The 14,852-nt window shown below is 32.8% G+C and carries 14 protein-coding genes; 4 read left to right on the forward strand and 10 right to left on the reverse strand.

Going from position 1 to position 14,852, the window contains the following annotated elements; translation table 11 throughout:
- Window positions 1-7: 7 nt before the first annotated feature.
- The 5 genes from lpdA to N524_RS0102115 all read right to left on the reverse strand — a co-directional run bounded on the left by lpdA (window position 8) and on the right by N524_RS0102115 (window position 5,688).
- Window positions 8-1,414 carry a dihydrolipoyl dehydrogenase gene (gene lpdA, locus N524_RS0102095; RefSeq protein ID WP_017637693.1) on the reverse strand — a complete coding sequence of 469 codons (1,407 nt, stop codon included), beginning with the start codon at window positions 1,412-1,414 and terminating at the stop codon, window positions 8-10.
- Window positions 1,415-1,418: 4 nt separating this feature from the next.
- On the reverse strand, window positions 1,419-2,732 hold the full coding sequence (locus tag N524_RS0102100) for a dihydrolipoamide acetyltransferase family protein (RefSeq protein WP_029055527.1): 1,314 nt from the start codon (window positions 2,730-2,732) through the stop codon (window positions 1,419-1,421).
- Between the two features lie 63 nt (window positions 2,733-2,795).
- Window positions 2,796-3,773, reverse strand: a complete 978-nt coding sequence (locus N524_RS0102105) for an alpha-ketoacid dehydrogenase subunit beta (protein ID WP_029055528.1) — start codon at window positions 3,771-3,773, stop codon at window positions 2,796-2,798.
- Window positions 3,774-3,776: 3 nt separating this feature from the next.
- Window positions 3,777-4,889: a pyruvate dehydrogenase (acetyl-transferring) E1 component subunit alpha gene (gene pdhA / locus N524_RS0102110; RefSeq protein WP_017637696.1), complete on the reverse strand. Its 1,113-nt coding sequence runs from the start codon at window positions 4,887-4,889 to the stop codon at window positions 3,777-3,779.
- A 172-nt stretch (window positions 4,890-5,061) separates the two neighbouring features.
- On the reverse strand, window positions 5,062-5,688 hold the full coding sequence (locus N524_RS0102115; protein ID WP_029055529.1) for a YkyA family protein: 627 nt from the start codon (window positions 5,686-5,688) through the stop codon (window positions 5,062-5,064).
- Between the two features lie 311 nt (window positions 5,689-5,999).
- Here N524_RS0102115 and def point away from each other — a divergent pair, with 311 nt between their 5' ends.
- The 3 genes from def to rnjA all read left to right on the forward strand — a co-directional run bounded on the left by def (window position 6,000) and on the right by rnjA (window position 9,009).
- On the forward strand, window positions 6,000-6,551 hold the full coding sequence (gene def / locus N524_RS0102120; RefSeq protein ID WP_017637698.1) for a peptide deformylase: 552 nt from the start codon (window positions 6,000-6,002) through the stop codon (window positions 6,549-6,551).
- 551 nt (window positions 6,552-7,102) lie between these two features.
- Window positions 7,103-7,321: a DNA-dependent RNA polymerase subunit epsilon gene (locus N524_RS0102125; protein ID WP_017637699.1), complete on the forward strand. Its 219-nt coding sequence runs from the start codon at window positions 7,103-7,105 to the stop codon at window positions 7,319-7,321.
- Window positions 7,321-9,009: a ribonuclease J1 gene (gene rnjA / locus N524_RS0102130; protein WP_029055530.1), complete on the forward strand. Its 1,689-nt coding sequence runs from the start codon at window positions 7,321-7,323 to the stop codon at window positions 9,007-9,009. The genes N524_RS0102125 and rnjA overlap by 1 nt, the downstream gene beginning before the upstream one ends.
- Window positions 9,010-9,186: 177 nt before the next feature.
- Here the strand turns inward: rnjA and N524_RS0102135 are convergent, their stop codons facing one another.
- The 3 genes from N524_RS0102135 to N524_RS0102145 form a co-directional block, all read right to left on the reverse strand.
- Complete coding sequence (locus tag N524_RS0102135) at window positions 9,187-9,846, reverse strand: potassium channel family protein (protein ID WP_017637701.1); 660 nt, start codon at window positions 9,844-9,846, stop codon at window positions 9,187-9,189.
- Window positions 9,847-9,963: 117 nt separating this feature from the next.
- Entirely contained in the window at window positions 9,964-10,980 is a 1,017-nt protein-coding gene (locus N524_RS0102140; protein WP_017637702.1) for a cytochrome d ubiquinol oxidase subunit II, read from the reverse strand.
- The gene (locus tag N524_RS0102145) at window positions 10,977-12,332 is read right to left on the reverse strand and encodes a cytochrome ubiquinol oxidase subunit I (RefSeq protein ID WP_029055531.1); all 1,356 of its coding nucleotides are present in this window, start codon (window positions 12,330-12,332) and stop codon (window positions 10,977-10,979) included. Before N524_RS0102145 ends, N524_RS0102140 begins: the two co-directional genes overlap by 4 nt.
- Window positions 12,333-12,531: 199 nt before the next feature.
- On the opposite strand from N524_RS0102145, the gene N524_RS0102150 reads away from it, so the two are divergent.
- Window positions 12,532-12,762 (forward strand): glutaredoxin family protein, encoded by a 231-nt coding sequence (locus N524_RS0102150; RefSeq protein WP_017637704.1) that lies wholly within the window; start codon window positions 12,532-12,534, stop codon window positions 12,760-12,762.
- 67 nt (window positions 12,763-12,829) lie between these two features.
- Here the strand turns inward: N524_RS0102150 and ptsP are convergent, their stop codons facing one another.
- A complete protein-coding gene (gene ptsP, locus N524_RS0102155; protein WP_017637705.1) occupies window positions 12,830-14,548 on the reverse strand; it encodes a phosphoenolpyruvate--protein phosphotransferase in 1,719 nt (572 codons plus the stop codon).
- A 1-nt stretch (window position 14,549) separates the two neighbouring features.
- Window positions 14,550-14,816, reverse strand: coding sequence for a phosphocarrier protein HPr (locus N524_RS0102160; protein ID WP_017637706.1), 267 nt, complete (start codon window positions 14,814-14,816; stop codon window positions 14,550-14,552).
- Window positions 14,817-14,852 lie beyond the last annotated feature (36 nt).

Genomic DNA, 14,852 nt, shown 5'->3' on the forward strand with positions numbered 1-14,852 from the left:
CGTTAAATTACATTGTGTGGATTGGGTAACCAATCGCTTTTTCAGCTGCTTCCATTGACATTTCACCTAATGTTGGGTGAGCATGTACTGTTAAAGCAATATCTTCAGCGTTCATACCTGATTCAATTGCTAAACCTAATTCAGAAATAATATCTGATGCGCCAGTACCAACAACTTGAGCACCGATGATTGTGTCATCTTCTTTAAGTGTAATTAATTTAACAAAACCATTAGTATCATCTAAAGATAATGCACGGCCATTTGCAGCGTAAGGGAATTTAGAAGCTTTAATTGATAAACCTTCTTCTTTTGCTTGCGCTTCAGTATATCCAACTTGAGCTAATTCTGGCTCAGTGAAACATACTGCTGGCATACCAATGTAATCAACTTCTGCAGCTTGTCCATCAATAGCTTCTGCAGCAACTTTTGCTTCGTAGCTAGCTTTATGAGCAAGTGGTAAACCTGGAACGATATCTCCAATTGCGAAAATATTTTCGATTGAAGTACGGCTTTGTTTATCAACTTCTAATAAACCGCGTTCTCCGAATTTAAGACCTAATTCTTCTAAGCCTAATTCATCAGTGTTTGGACGACGTCCAACAGTTACTAATACATAATCAGCTTCGATTGTTTGTTCTTCACCTTTAGCTTCATAAGTAACTTTAACACCATTTTCAGTTTCTTCAGCTGATTTAGCCATAGCTTCAGTAACGATTTCGACACCTTTTTCTTTCATGCCTTTTTTAACTGGTTGTGTCATTTGTTTTTCAAAGCCGCCTAAAATATCTTTGGCACCTTCAAGAATTGTTACTTCTGAACCGAAGTTTGCAAATGCAGTACCAAGTTCTGAACCGATATAACCGCCACCAACTACAACTAATTTACCAGGTACTTCTTGTAAGTTTAACGCACCTGTTGAATCGATAACGCGTTTACCGAATTCAAAGTTAGGAATTTCAATTGGTCTAGAACCAGTTGCGATAATAGCATGTTTGAAATTGTAAGTTTGAGCACTTTTTTCATCCATAACACGTAAACTGTTATTATCTACAAAGTAAGCTTCGCCTTTAACGATTTCAACTTTATTACCTTTTAATAATCCTTCAACTCCACCAGTTAATTTGTTAACTACTGATGATTTGAATTCTTGAACTTTTTCATAGTTTAAAGAAACACTTTCAGCAATTACCCCTAAATTTTCTGAATGTTGTGCTTCAACAAAACGATGAGATGCGTGTAATAAAGCTTTAGAAGGAATACAACCAACGTTTAAGCAAACGCCGCCTAAATTACCTTTCTCAACGATTGTTACTTTTTGACCTAGTTGTGCTGCACGAATTGCTGCAACATAACCTCCAGGACCTGCTCCGATTACAATAGTATCTGTTTCAATTGGGAAATCTCCAACTACCATCTTTTTACCCCTCCATTAATAATAATTCTGGATTATTTAATAAACGTTTAATGTGATTCATAGCATTTTGTCCAGTTGCACCATCGATTTGTCTGTGGTCAAAGCTTAATGATAATGCAAGAACTGGAGCTGCTACAATTTCTCCATCTTTAACAATCGGTTTTTGAGCAATACGCCCAATTCCTAAGATAGCTACTTCTGGGTGATTAATAACTGGAGTGAACCATTGTCCACCAGCTGAACCGATATTACTGATTGTACATGTTGCACCTTTCATTTCATCAGAAGTTAATTTACCATCACGTGCTTTAACAGCTAGTTCATTAATTTCATCAGAAATTTGGAAAATAGATTTACGGTCAGCATGTTTAACAACAGGAACTAATAAACCTCTGTCTGTGTCTGCTGCAATACCAATATTCCAATAATGTTTGTGTACAATTTCGCCAGCTTCTTCATTAAATGAAGTATTAAGTGCTGGGTATTTTTTTAGTGCAGAAACAAGTGCTTTCACTACATATGGTAAGAAAGTAAGTTTTGTTCCTTGTTCAGCTGCAACTTCTTTGAATTTCTTACGGTGATCCCATAATTGTTGAACATCAATTTCATCCATTAATGTAACATGTGGCGCTGTGTGTTTAGAATTAACCATAGCTTTGGCAATTACTTTACGCATAGCTGGGATTTTTTCAGTTGTTTCTGGGAAATCGCCTTCTGGAACTGTTTGAGTTGTTGCAACGTTACTATCTTCTGAAGTAGCATCTGATGCTGCACTTTCATTAGATGTAGTTTGAGCTGATCCACCATTTAAGTATGCATCAACATCTTCTTTTGTAATACGTCCATTTTTACCTGAACCTGCAACTGCTTTAATATTCACGCCATTTTCACGTGCATATTTACGTACTGAAGGCATTGCTTTAATAGTTCTATTTTCATCAACTTCAACGTCTTGAGTATTAGTTGCTGCTGGTTGACTTTCTTGAGATGAAGCATTGTCTTCTTGAGGAGCTTCTTCTTTAGGTGCATCACTTGATGATTCATCACTGTGATGACCTTTGAATGTCATTTCTTCAGCATCTGGTGCGTCAATTTTAACGATGATATCACCAACAACTGCTACTGTACCCTCATCAACTAATACTTCTTCAATTGTACCACTAACTGGTGATGGAATTTCTACAACAGATTTATCATTTTGAACTTCTGCTAAGACATCATCTTCTTCAATTGTATCTCCAGCTTTTACAAACCATTTTACAATTTCACCTTCGTGGATACCTTCCCCGATGTCGGGTAATCTAAATTCAAATGCCACGGTCTTTTTCCTCCTAAGATTTTATAATAAAAATCACTATTTAATATAAATTTTATTCATTTATTAAAATTCTAAAGTTGCTTTTGCTTTTTCAACAATATCATTTTTATTTGGTAACCAAACATTCTCAGCTTGAGTAAATGGATATACTGTGTCAGCTGCTGCAACACGAGCGATTGGAGCTTCTAATGATAAAATTGTACGTTCAGCTAATTCAGCTGCTACTTGTGTACCAACACCTGCTTGACGTTGTGCTTCTTGTACAACTACTGCTCTATTTGTTTTTTCAACTGAAGCTACTAAAGTATCAATATCAATTGGTTGTACTGTACGTAAATCAATTACTTCAACAGAATAACCTTCTTTTTCTAACTCTTCAGCTGCTTTTAATGATTCTTGAACCATTGCGCCATAAGCGATTAAAGTAATGTCGTTACCTTCTTTTTTAACATTAGCTTTTCCGATATCAATTGTATATTCTTCTTCAGGAACTTCTTCTCTGAATGAACGATATAATTTCATATGCTCTAAATATACTACTGGATCGTTACTTCTAATAGAAGAAAGTAATAAACCTTTAGCATCGTATGGACCTGAAGGGATAACAACTTTTAATCCAGGAGATTGAGCTAAAATACCTTCTAAGTTATCTGCGTGTAATTCAGGAGTATGCACACCGCCACCGAATGGGGTACGAATTGTTACAGGTGCAGTTTTAGAACCACCTGAACGGAAACGAGTACGTGCGATTTGTCCTGCTACAGAGTCAAATACTTCATATACGAATCCTAAGAATTGGATTTCCATTACTGGACGGAAACCTTCAATAGCTAAACCTAAAGCTAAACCTCCAATACCAGATTCTGCAAGTGGTGTATCGAATACACGATCTTCACCAAACTCTTTTTGTAAACCTTCAGTAACACGGAATACACCACCGTTAACACCAACGTCTTCACCGAAAACTAATACGTCTTCGTCTTTTTTAAGTTCAGTTTTAAGCGCATCATTAATCGCTTGAACCATTGTCATTTGTGCCATGGCTTACTTCGACTCCTTCTCTTTGTAAATTTCATATTGTTCTGCTAAGTTTTGAGGCATTTCTTCATACATGATTTCCATTAGAGAAGTAACAGTTTGTTTTTCTGTATTGTCAGCCTCTTTAATAGCTGCTTTGATGTCTGATTTAGCACGTTCAATAACTTCATTTTCTTTCTCTTCATTCCAAAGACCTTTGTTTTCCAAGAATTTTCTGAAACGTACTAATGGGTCTTTTTTCTCCCATTCTGCGTCTTCATCTGAAGTTCTGTAACGTGTAGGGTCGTCACCAGCCATAGTATGTGGACCATAACGATATGTCATAGTTTCGATTAATGTTGGACCTTCACCTGCAACTGCACGTTCACGAGCTTCTTTAGTAGCTTGATATACTGCTAACGCATCCATACCATCAACTTGGATACCAGGGATACCAACAGCAATAGCTTTTTGAGCTAATGAAGTTGCTGCAGTTTGTTTGCTACGTGGTGTTGAAATCGCGTAGTTATTGTTTTGAATAACAAAGATTGCTGGTGCTTTGTATGCTGAAGCAAAGTTAATACCTTCATAGAAGTCACCTTGAGATGAACCACCATCACCAGTATAAGTAATTGCAACTGCATTTTTGCCACGTTTTTTAAGACCGAATGCTACACCTGCTGTTTGAATATATTGAGCACCGATGATAATTTGTGGGCTTAATGCATTAACGCCTTCAGGGAATTGATTTCCTTTGAAGTGACCTCTTGAGAATAAGAAAGCTTCAGTTAAAGGTAAACCATGCCAAATAATTTGTGGCACATCACGATACCCTGGTAAAATAAAGTCTTCTTTTTCTAAAGCGTATTGAGAAGCTAATTGAGAAGCCTCTTGTCCTGCTGTAGGTGCATAGAAACCTAAACGACCTTGTCTATTTAAAGAAATAGAACGTTGGTCTAAAATACGTGTCCATACCATTCTTTCCATTAATTCTACTAATTCTTCGTCTGTTAAATCAGGTACTAAGTCTTCATTTACAACGTTACCATCTACGTCTAAAATTTGAACCATTTCAAATTTCGACTGTGTGTCATTTAGTACTTTTACCGCATCGAATTGGGCTTGTAACTTAGGAGCCATTCAATTCACCATACCTTTCCCATTTATAAATAGAAATTCATTTTATCCATAACAATTGTATCACAAATAAATAACCCTGTTAAACGATTTCATAAAGTTCTGTTTTATTATAAAAAGATACAGATGTGAGGACTGTACTAATACTTCCCCTACATCTGTATCAATCGTCAAATTATTTAAATTGATCTACGTCTTGTTTTTCCTTATTTACCTTGTTCATAGCTTTTGAATACGCTTTAAATTTCTTATTCATATCTTTGTAGGCTTTACTTAATTCTTTTGATTTTTCATCAACTTGTTCTTGTGTTGCACCATCTTTATTAATAAAACTAAACAGTGATTTTTCTTTACCTAAAGCTTTTTTGTAAGCCTTTGCATAGTCGCTATGTGTTTTATATTTATCTTTTATCGCTTTATCTAGTTCTTCAACTTCTTTTTTCTTATCTTTATTGTCTATATTATCAATGTGTGATTCTGCTTTTTTAAATTCTTTTTCAGACTCATTAAGCGCTTTTTCTTCTTTTTTAAATTCTTTTTCACGTTTTTCTGCATTTTCGACAATATCATCAGCAGCTTTCTCTCTAGTTTGCTGATCTTTATCATTAGCTTTTTTAAATAGCTTTTGTTTTTCTTCTTCTAACTTATTTATTTTTTTACTTACATCTGTAACTGGTTTTTCTTTATCAAAAGCATTTTGTACTTGATCGTCATATGCTTTAATTTCCTTTTTATCTGTAGTACATCCTGCTAACAAAACAGCCGATGTAGCTACTACTGCTATCGTTTTGTTAAATTTCATTTCTGTTTCCTCCTCAAAGTTGTACGCTTGTTATAATAAATAAATCTACATTATAAATCAACGAAATCGATATTATAAGCCGTCTAAACTATTCATGTATATAACGAGTATGCCTTTATTTATATTATAATATAAAATTATTATACTATATAGTATCAGTGAGTTTTGAATTTACACCTTCTACTTATAGAAGTTTGTCGACTATGATGTTATTCTAACTTTTATTTAGTATTTCTACTAATAATCTAATTTACATCAATGTACTTCTACCTATCTAATTTGGTATATTTATATTAAGGAAGGTGTCAAACATGTTAACAATGAAAGATATAATAAGAGATGGTCATCCTACACTACGTGAAAAAGCTCAAGAATTAAGTTTCCCTTTATCTAATGAAGATAAAGAAACATTAAAAGCTATGCGTGAGTTTTTAATTAATAGTCAAGATGATGACATCGCTAATAAATATGGTTTACGCTCCGGTGTAGGTTTAGCAGCACCACAAATTAATGTTTCAAAAAGAATGATTGCAGTTTATTTACCTGATGATGGTAATGGGAAATCTTATGACTATATGTTAGTGAATCCAAAGGTAATGAGTTATAGTGTCCAAGAAGCTTATTTACCAACTGGTGAAGGATGTTTAAGTGTTGACGAATCAATTCCTGGATTGGTTCATCGTCATAATAGAGTGACAATAAAAGCTCAAGATATCGAAGGTAATGATATTAAATTACGTTTAAAAGGCTACCCTGCTATCGTTTTCCAACATGAAATTGATCATTTAAATGGTGTAATGTTTTACGATCATATCGACGAAGCTAATCCTTTAACACCACATAATGATGCAGTAGAAGTTTAATATGAAATTTTAAAACTCGTAAGTATTAATTACTTACGAGTTTTTATTTCTGAACTTCTGTAAATATTATTACGAGTCTTAACTCCACTACTTCTCATTATATATTTCTTCATCTATTAAATACCTATCTATTATAATTTAAACAAATATCTAATAGTAAAAGTGGAACAATTCCATTTAAAAACTAGTCATTATTTAAATATTCTCGCTTAAAACACTTCTTACCACTTTACTTAAAGATAAAACTGCTTTATTTCTTCTTATACATCATGTAAAATATATATTAACTGAAAACTTAGTGAACTAATGCTATTTTTCAAAATTTGAACGACAATATTTCCCTGGAAAACATACTCGGTAGTGAAATTAAATAGAATCATTGTATATCTATTTAGATTGAGCTGGTATGTATTTTATTTTAAATAAGGAAGCATGCTTTATTGAAGAGTTATATCAATTAGAATTTTATTGTTTCTATCTTTAATAACCCGAGTTGTAAACCAAGGGACTTGAATAAATATTTAAAACAACCCTTAGGAGGAATTATATCAATGTCAGTATTTAAAGTATTCTATCAACATAATAAAGATGAAGTAATCGTGCGTGAAAACACACAAACAATTTATGTTGAAGCACAAACTGAAGAACAAGTTAGACGTTATTTAAAAGACCGTAATTTTAATATCGAATTTATCACTAAATTAGAGGGCGCACATTTAGATTACGAAAAAGAAACTTCAGATCATTTCAGTGTGGAGAAAGCTGAATAATGAAACAATTACATCAAAATGAAGTAGGTGTATATGCACTTGGTGGCTTAGGTGAAGTTGGTAAAAACACTTATGCTATTGAGTACAAAAATGAAATCGTGATTATTGATGCTGGTATTAAATTTCCAGATGATAATCTTTTAGGAATTGACTATGTCATTCCTGATTACACTTACTTAGAACAGAACCAAGATAAAATTGTTGGTCTGTTCATAACACATGGACACGAAGATCATATAGGTGGTGTGCCCTTCCTATTAAAGCAAATTAATGTACCTATTTACGGTGGTCCATTAGCTTTAGGATTGATTAGAAACAAATTAGAAGAACATAACTTATTACGTACTGCTCAACTGAACGAAATTAATGAAGATAGTGTCATTAAATCAAAACACTTTGAAATTTCATTCTACCTTACTACTCATAGTATCCCAGAAGCATACGGTGTTGTTGTGGATACTCCAGAAGGTAAAATTGTTCATACTGGAGATTTTAAGTTTGATTTCACACCTGTTGGTGAACCAGCTAATATTGCAAAAATGGCTAAACTTGGTGAAGAAGGTGTGCTTTGTCTCCTATCTGACTCAACAAATGCTTTAGTACCAGATTTTACACTTAGTGAACGTGAAGTTGGTCAAAATGTCGATAAAATTTTCCGTAATTGCAAAGGTCGTATCATATTTGCTACCTTCGCTTCGAATATCTATCGTGTACAACAAGCAGTAGAAGCCGCTGTTAAACACAATAGAAAAATTGTCACATTCGGACGCTCAATGGAAAATAATATTAAAATTGGTATGGAATTAGGCTATATTAAAGCTCCACCTGAAACTTTTTTAGAACCAGGTAAAATTAATAGTATTCCTAAACATGAATTACTTATTTTATGTACAGGATCTCAAGGTGAACCAATGGCAGCATTATCTCGTATTGCTAATGGTACACACAAACAAATTAAAATTATCCCAGAAGATACAGTGGTATTTAGTTCATCACCTATTCCTGGTAATACAAAAAGTATTAACCGTACAATCAATGCACTTTACAAAGCTGGTGCAGATGTCATTCATAGTAAAATTTCTAATATTCATACATCTGGACACGGTTCACGTGGAGACCAGTCCCTTATGCTACGTTTAATTCAACCAAAATACTTCTTACCTATTCATGGTGAGTACCGTATGTTGAAAGCACATGGTGAAACTGGTGTTGATTGTGGTGTAGATGAAGATAATGTATTTATCTTTGATATAGGTGACGTACTTGCCTTAACACATGATTCGGCTCGTAAAGCAGGCAGAATCCCTTCAGGTAATGTCCTTGTCGATGGTAGCGGTATTGGTGATATAGGTAACGTTGTTATTAGAGATCGTAAATTATTATCTGAAGAAGGTTTAGTAATCGTTGTAGTTAGCATCGACTTTAATACTAACACTTTACTTTCAGGTCCAGATATCATATCAAGAGGTTTTGTTTACATGCGTGAATCTGGCCAATTAATATATGATGCACAACGTCGTATTAAAACAGATGTTATATCCAAATTAAATCAAAATAAAGATATACAGTGGCATCAAATTAAATCTTCAATTATTGAAACATTACAACCATATTTATTTGAAAAAACAGCTCGTAGACCAATGATTTTACCGGTTATTATGAAAGTTAATGAAAATAAAAATCAATAATTCTATAATAAACTCCCATAAGTAATAATTATCCTTCGATAATTTCACTTATGGGAGTTTTTGTATTGGAAAAATAAAATATTAGAACACAAAAATACACTCAGATGAATTGAAATTAATCTACTTCATCTGAGTGCTAGAATTGTAGGGTATATCCCTACTTATTACTAATATTATTTATTTAACGATATTCTTTTCAAAGCGACCTAAATCATTATCGTGTCCAATCATAATCAGTATATCCCCGATTTCAATACTTAAATATGGATCAGGTGAAACTATAAACTGCTTACCTCTTTTAATAGCAATAATATTAATTCCATATTGAGCACGGATATCTAAGTCTATGATAGTTTGTCCAGTCATTTTTTCTGTAGCTTTTAATTCAACGATTGAATGTTCATCTGCTAATTCTAAATAATCTAATACACTGGCACTTGCAACATTATGTGCAATACGTCTTCCCATATCACGTTCTGGATGTACAACAGTATCTGCCCCTATTTTATTTAATATTTTGGCATGATAATCATTTTGTGCTTTGGCTGTAACCTTTTTTACACCTAATTCTTTTAAAATAAGTGTAGTTAAGGTACTAGATTGAATATTTTCACCAATTGCCACAATAACATGATCAAAGTTTCTTATACCTAAACTTTTCATTACTGCTTCATCTGTTGTATCTGCAACAACTGCATGTGTTGCAATATCGCTATATTCATTGACTCTATTTTCATCACTATCAATAGCCATAACATCCATATCTAAGGCGTTAAGTTCACGAACAATACTGCCACCGAAACGACCTAAACCAATTACAACGTATTCCTTTTCCATAATTGTCCTCCGTAATATATACACATTTAAATAACAACGGCTAAATCAATCCTTACTAATGTAACACTTTAAAAATTGATTCAATACCGTTGTTATATATTGATAAACTTTTATAAATTATTTTTTGCCCTCAACATAATCTTTATCGAAAACAAATAATCTCAATAATAATATTAACGATGGAACTAATAAAAGTAAACCTAAAATAAATGCTATTACAAGTGCTAGACCCATTTCATCATTGACATGGGAACTTGAAATTTTCACAAATGGTTGTAATAAATATGGCAATTTACTGATACCATATCCGAAAAAGGCAAATAACATCTGTAGAATAACCATAATAAATGCCAAGCCATGATTTTTCTTAAATATTGTTAATGCACCAGCAATTAAGAAAAATATAAAACTAATAACAAACATCCACCAATAGTTAAAGACAGCATTATTAAAATGATATGAATTTTGAACTCTTAGTGATAAAAAGACAAATAATGAAATAATCATCATTGGTGGTCCCCAAAATATATGCCAACGTCTCATTAAATCGTATGCTGGTTTATCATTCGCTTTATTAGCATAAAACGTTAGGAATCCTGAAGATATATAAAGTACAGATATAATGGCTAAAAATACTACGGACCATGCGAAAGGACTTAATAACAATTGAACCCATTCCAAATCAACATGATTACCAACTTCTTTTATGTAGCCACCTTCTGAAATCGTTAATCCAGTCGCTAATGCAGCCGGAATCAACAAACCTGTTAAACCATATAAGACAATCCATGGTAATTTAGTATCTTGACCATAATTTTCAAATGCGTAAAAACTATTTCTAATTGAAATCAATATCGTTCCAAGTGAACCGGGAACAAGTAGCACTGTTCCTAAATACTTAACAGAATCCGGAAAGAAACCGACGAAACCGACAAAGAAAAATACAAAAAATACGTTGGTTACTTCCCAAACTGGACTTAAATATCTTTCAATAAGGTGATTAATTTTCTTTTCATCACCAGTAATTTTAGAGTGGAGTGCAAAGAATCCTGCACCAAAATCAATTGAGGCTACGATGATATAGCAAAATAAAAATATCCATAACACTGTAATACCTATATATGAATACATCATTTGCTATCACCTCTTTCTTTAATTACTCGATCAACATCATTGATTGCCGGTTTATTTTTAAACATTCTTAGTAAAACATAAGCTGAAGTTACTAAAAGTACTAAATATAATAAACCAAATAGTATTGTTACTAACGTAATGCCTCCAGCTTGTGTTGCAGCTTGTGAAACTCTTAAATAACCTCTTACAATCCATGGTTGGCGTCCCATTTCAGTTAAGAACCAACCAAACTCTATAGCTAACATAGAAGCTGGTCCAGTTAATAAAATACCGTATAACATAGCTTTATGAGTTGTAAACTTACGTAATTTTTTAATGATTAAAAATAACATATATATTCCAGAAACAATAAAACAAAATACACCCATAGATACCATTAAATCAAAGAAATAATGAACGATTAATGGTGGTAATTCATTTTTAGGAAAATCATTAAGTCCTTTTACTGTTGTTTTCGTATTATTATCAGCTAAAAAACTTAACATTCCAGGTATTTCAATAGCACCAGATACTTCTTTTGTTTTGTCGTTTAATACACCAAAAAATACTAAATTGGCATGTGACTGCGTATCAAAATGCCATTCATAAGCTGCTAATTTTTCAGGTTGTACTTTGTGCAAGAATTTTGCAGACATGTCCCCTGCTAACATAGATAATAATGTTGATATAAAACCAACAATCATAGTCATTTTTAAAGATTTTAAATGATATGTTTTATCTTCTGGGTGACGATTTTTTAATAACTTAAACGCTGCAATTGCTGCAAGAACGAATGCCATTGTCATACCTGCTGTCGCAACGACGTGAAATGATCTTACAATAAATGATGAATTAAACATTGCTTCTAATGGTTGAACATTCACCATTCGACCATTCTTCATTTCAAAGCCAGCAGGTGTATTCATAAATGAGTTAACTGACGTTATAAAAAATGCTGAGAACGACCCACCGATAATCACAGGTAAACCAATGAAAAAGTGAATCCATTTATTTTTGAATCTATCCCATGTATAAAGATAAATACTTAGGAAAATTGCTTCAAAGAAGAAAGCAAATGTTTCCATAAATAATGGTAAGGCTATGACATGACCACCCATTTTCATAAATGTCGGCCAAACAAGCGACAGTTGTAAACCAATAATTGTACCCGTTACAACACCAACTGCAACAGTTATTGTATAACCTTTTGACCATCTTCTTGCTAATGCTATATAATTCGCATCATTATTACGTATACCAAGAAATTCTGCAATAACAAACATTAATGGCATACCAACACCGATTGTTGCAAATATGATATGTACTGCTAATGTCATACCTGTAAGCAATCGGCTTATTTCTACTGAATCCATATATAATCACCTTGTACTTATAATTTTAAATATTTTACAATGCTTAAAATTATAAATCTTCTGTATCACAAACAAAATACATCTGCTTACAATTTTGATATAAAATTTATTAAAAGACACACAATGTTCACACCATTGATATTTTAAGAATTTATCTATAAGATAAGTCTATACAAATTTAAGAGAAAGGAAATTTTCGATGTCACAGATAACATTATATACTCAAGACGATTGTCCACCTTGTACATTTGTTAAAAATCATCTAAAAGCAAATAATGTTGATTTTATAGAAAAAAACATTAAAAATAATCAATATCGTATTGAAATGATGGATTATGATGCATTTGCTACCCCATTTATATTGTTAGATAACCAACCTATGTATCAAGTTGATATGGATAAAATTAATGATGCTTTTAATATTAAATAATCTTGAATGAACAAACAAAAAAGCAACTAGAGCAAAATTAATTGCCCTAGTTGCTTTTTAATATATATTATTTTGAAATGTTATTAACTAATTCGATAACTTCCTCTTGTGTAGCACAATCAATAGCTCGATTTGCTAATTCTGACATTTCGTTTTGGCTTAAGCCATTAATTTGTCTTCTAGCTTTAAGAATAGATGTAGGACTCATTGAGAACTCGTCTAATCCTAAACCTAATAATAATGGCACTGCAGTTGCGTCTCCTGCCATTTCACCACACATACCTGTCCATTTACCTTCTTTGTGAGAAGCTTCAATAACTTGTTTAACTAAACGTAAAATTGAAGGGTTGTATGGTTGGTATAAGTAAGATACACGTTCTGACATACGATCTGCAGCTAATGTGTATTGAATTAAATCATTTGTACCGATACTAAAGAAATCAACTTCTTTAGCAAATACATCAGCTAAAGCTGCAGTGGCTGGAATTTCAACCATGATACCAATTTCAATGTCATCAGATACATCATAACCTTCGTTTTGAAGATTTTCTTTTTCTTCTAATAACATAGCTTTAGCATCACGGAATTCTTTGATAGTTGCAACCATTGGGAACATAATATTTAATTTACCATAAACAGAGGCACGTAATAACGCGCGTAATTGTGGTCTGAAAATATCGGGTTGTGCTAAGCAAAGACGTATCGCTCTGTAACCTAAGAATGGATTCATTTCATCAGGTAAGTCTAAGTAAGGTAATTCTTTATCGCCACCAATATCTAATGTACGAACAACGACACGTTTACCTTCCATAGTTTCTAATACTTTTTTATAAGCTTCGAATTGTTCTTCTTCAGTAGGTAATTGATCTCTACCCATGTATAAGAACTCAGTACGATATAATCCAACACCTTGTGCACCATTTTCAATTACACCTGGTAAATCATTTGGTGTACCGATGTTAGCTGCTAATTCAGCATGAACACCATCTACAGATACAGTATCTGCATCACGTAATTTTTGTAATTCTTGTTTATCTTCAAAGAAACGTTCACGTTTATTTTGATAAGCAATTACTTCATCTTCTGTAGGGTCGATAATAACATCACCTGTTAAACCATCGACAATAATCATATCACCTTGTTTCACTTCTTTAGTGATTGATTTTGTACCTACAACAGCAGCGATTTCTAAAGAACGACTCATAATTGCTGAGTGGCTTGTTCTGCCACCAATATTCGTAACAAAACCTTGAACGAATTCTTTGTTTAATTGTGCTGTATCAGAAGGTGTTAAGTCATTACCAATAATAACAACACTTTCATCAATCATACTTGGGTTTGGTAATTCAACACCAAGAATATGTGCTAAAACACGTTTAGAAACGTCTCTAATATCAGCAGCACGTTCTTTCATATATTCATTATCCATAGATTCAAAAATAGTAATAAATTGAGTAGTAACCTCATTTAATGCTGTCGCAGCATTAACTTTATCATTTTTAATTTTATCTTGGATTGGTTGAATTAATTCTGGATCATCTAAAACAAGTAAATGTGCATCAAAAATAGCTGCTTTATCAGCGCCTAATTGAACTTCTGCATTATTTCTTATTTTAGTTAATTCAATTTTAGATGCTTCGATAGCGTTATTGAATTTGCTAGTTTCACCTTCAACATCAGTGATTGTTTCACTGCTGTCAAAAGTTAAGTCTGGCTCAACTATTAAGTATGCTTTAGCGATTGCTACACCGTCAGATGCCGCAATACCATTAATTAATTTAGACATATTACTTAGTTAAACCTTCTTTTGATAAGACATCACTGATTGATTCAATTGCTTCTGTTTCGTCGCTACCGTCAGCATAAATTGTAATTTCAGCATCTTTACCAACACCTAAACTCATAACACCCATAATTGATTTTAAGTTAACTTTTTTACCGTTGTATTCTAATTGAATATCTGAATCAAATTTTGAAGCTGTTTGTACCAACATTGTTGCTGGGCGAGCGTGAATTCCTGTTTCGTCGATAATTACATATGATTTTTGTTCCATAAATTTATTTCTCCTTCTATAAGTTAGAATCTTCAA

The organism is Staphylococcus sp. URHA0057, assembly GCF_000620265.1.
Lineage (GTDB): Bacteria > Bacillota > Bacilli > Staphylococcales > Staphylococcaceae > Staphylococcus > Staphylococcus pasteuri.

What these genes read in the sequence shown, in the direction of transcription:
- pdhA (WP_017637696.1), bottom strand. Translation starts at nt 4,889, where the DNA reads ATGGCTCCTAAGTTACAAGCCCAATTCGATGCGGTAAAAGTACTAAAT.
- rnjA (WP_029055530.1), top strand. Translation starts at nt 7,321, where the DNA reads ATGAAACAATTACATCAAAATGAAGTAGGTGTATATGCACTTGGTGGC.
- N524_RS0102150 (WP_017637704.1), top strand. Translation starts at nt 12,532, where the DNA reads ATGTCACAGATAACATTATATACTCAAGACGATTGTCCACCTTGTACA.
- ptsP (WP_017637705.1), bottom strand. Translation starts at nt 14,548, where the DNA reads ATGTCTAAATTAATTAATGGTATTGCGGCATCTGACGGTGTAGCAATC.
- def (WP_017637698.1), top strand. Translation starts at nt 6,000, where the DNA reads ATGTTAACAATGAAAGATATAATAAGAGATGGTCATCCTACACTACGT.
- N524_RS0102145 (WP_029055531.1), bottom strand. Translation starts at nt 12,332, where the DNA reads ATGGATTCAGTAGAAATAAGCCGATTGCTTACAGGTATGACATTAGCA.
- N524_RS0102115 (WP_029055529.1), bottom strand. Translation starts at nt 5,688, where the DNA reads ATGAAATTTAACAAAACGATAGCAGTAGTAGCTACATCGGCTGTTTTG.
- N524_RS0102105 (WP_029055528.1), bottom strand. Translation starts at nt 3,773, where the DNA reads ATGGCACAAATGACAATGGTTCAAGCGATTAATGATGCGCTTAAAACT.
- N524_RS0102160 (WP_017637706.1), bottom strand. Translation starts at nt 14,816, where the DNA reads ATGGAACAAAAATCATATGTAATTATCGACGAAACAGGAATTCACGCT.
- lpdA (WP_017637693.1), bottom strand. Translation starts at nt 1,414, where the DNA reads ATGGTAGTTGGAGATTTCCCAATTGAAACAGATACTATTGTAATCGGA.
- N524_RS0102125 (WP_017637699.1), top strand. Translation starts at nt 7,103, where the DNA reads ATGTCAGTATTTAAAGTATTCTATCAACATAATAAAGATGAAGTAATC.
- N524_RS0102135 (WP_017637701.1), bottom strand. Translation starts at nt 9,846, where the DNA reads ATGGAAAAGGAATACGTTGTAATTGGTTTAGGTCGTTTCGGTGGCAGT.
- N524_RS0102140 (WP_017637702.1), bottom strand. Translation starts at nt 10,980, where the DNA reads ATGATGTATTCATATATAGGTATTACAGTGTTATGGATATTTTTATTT.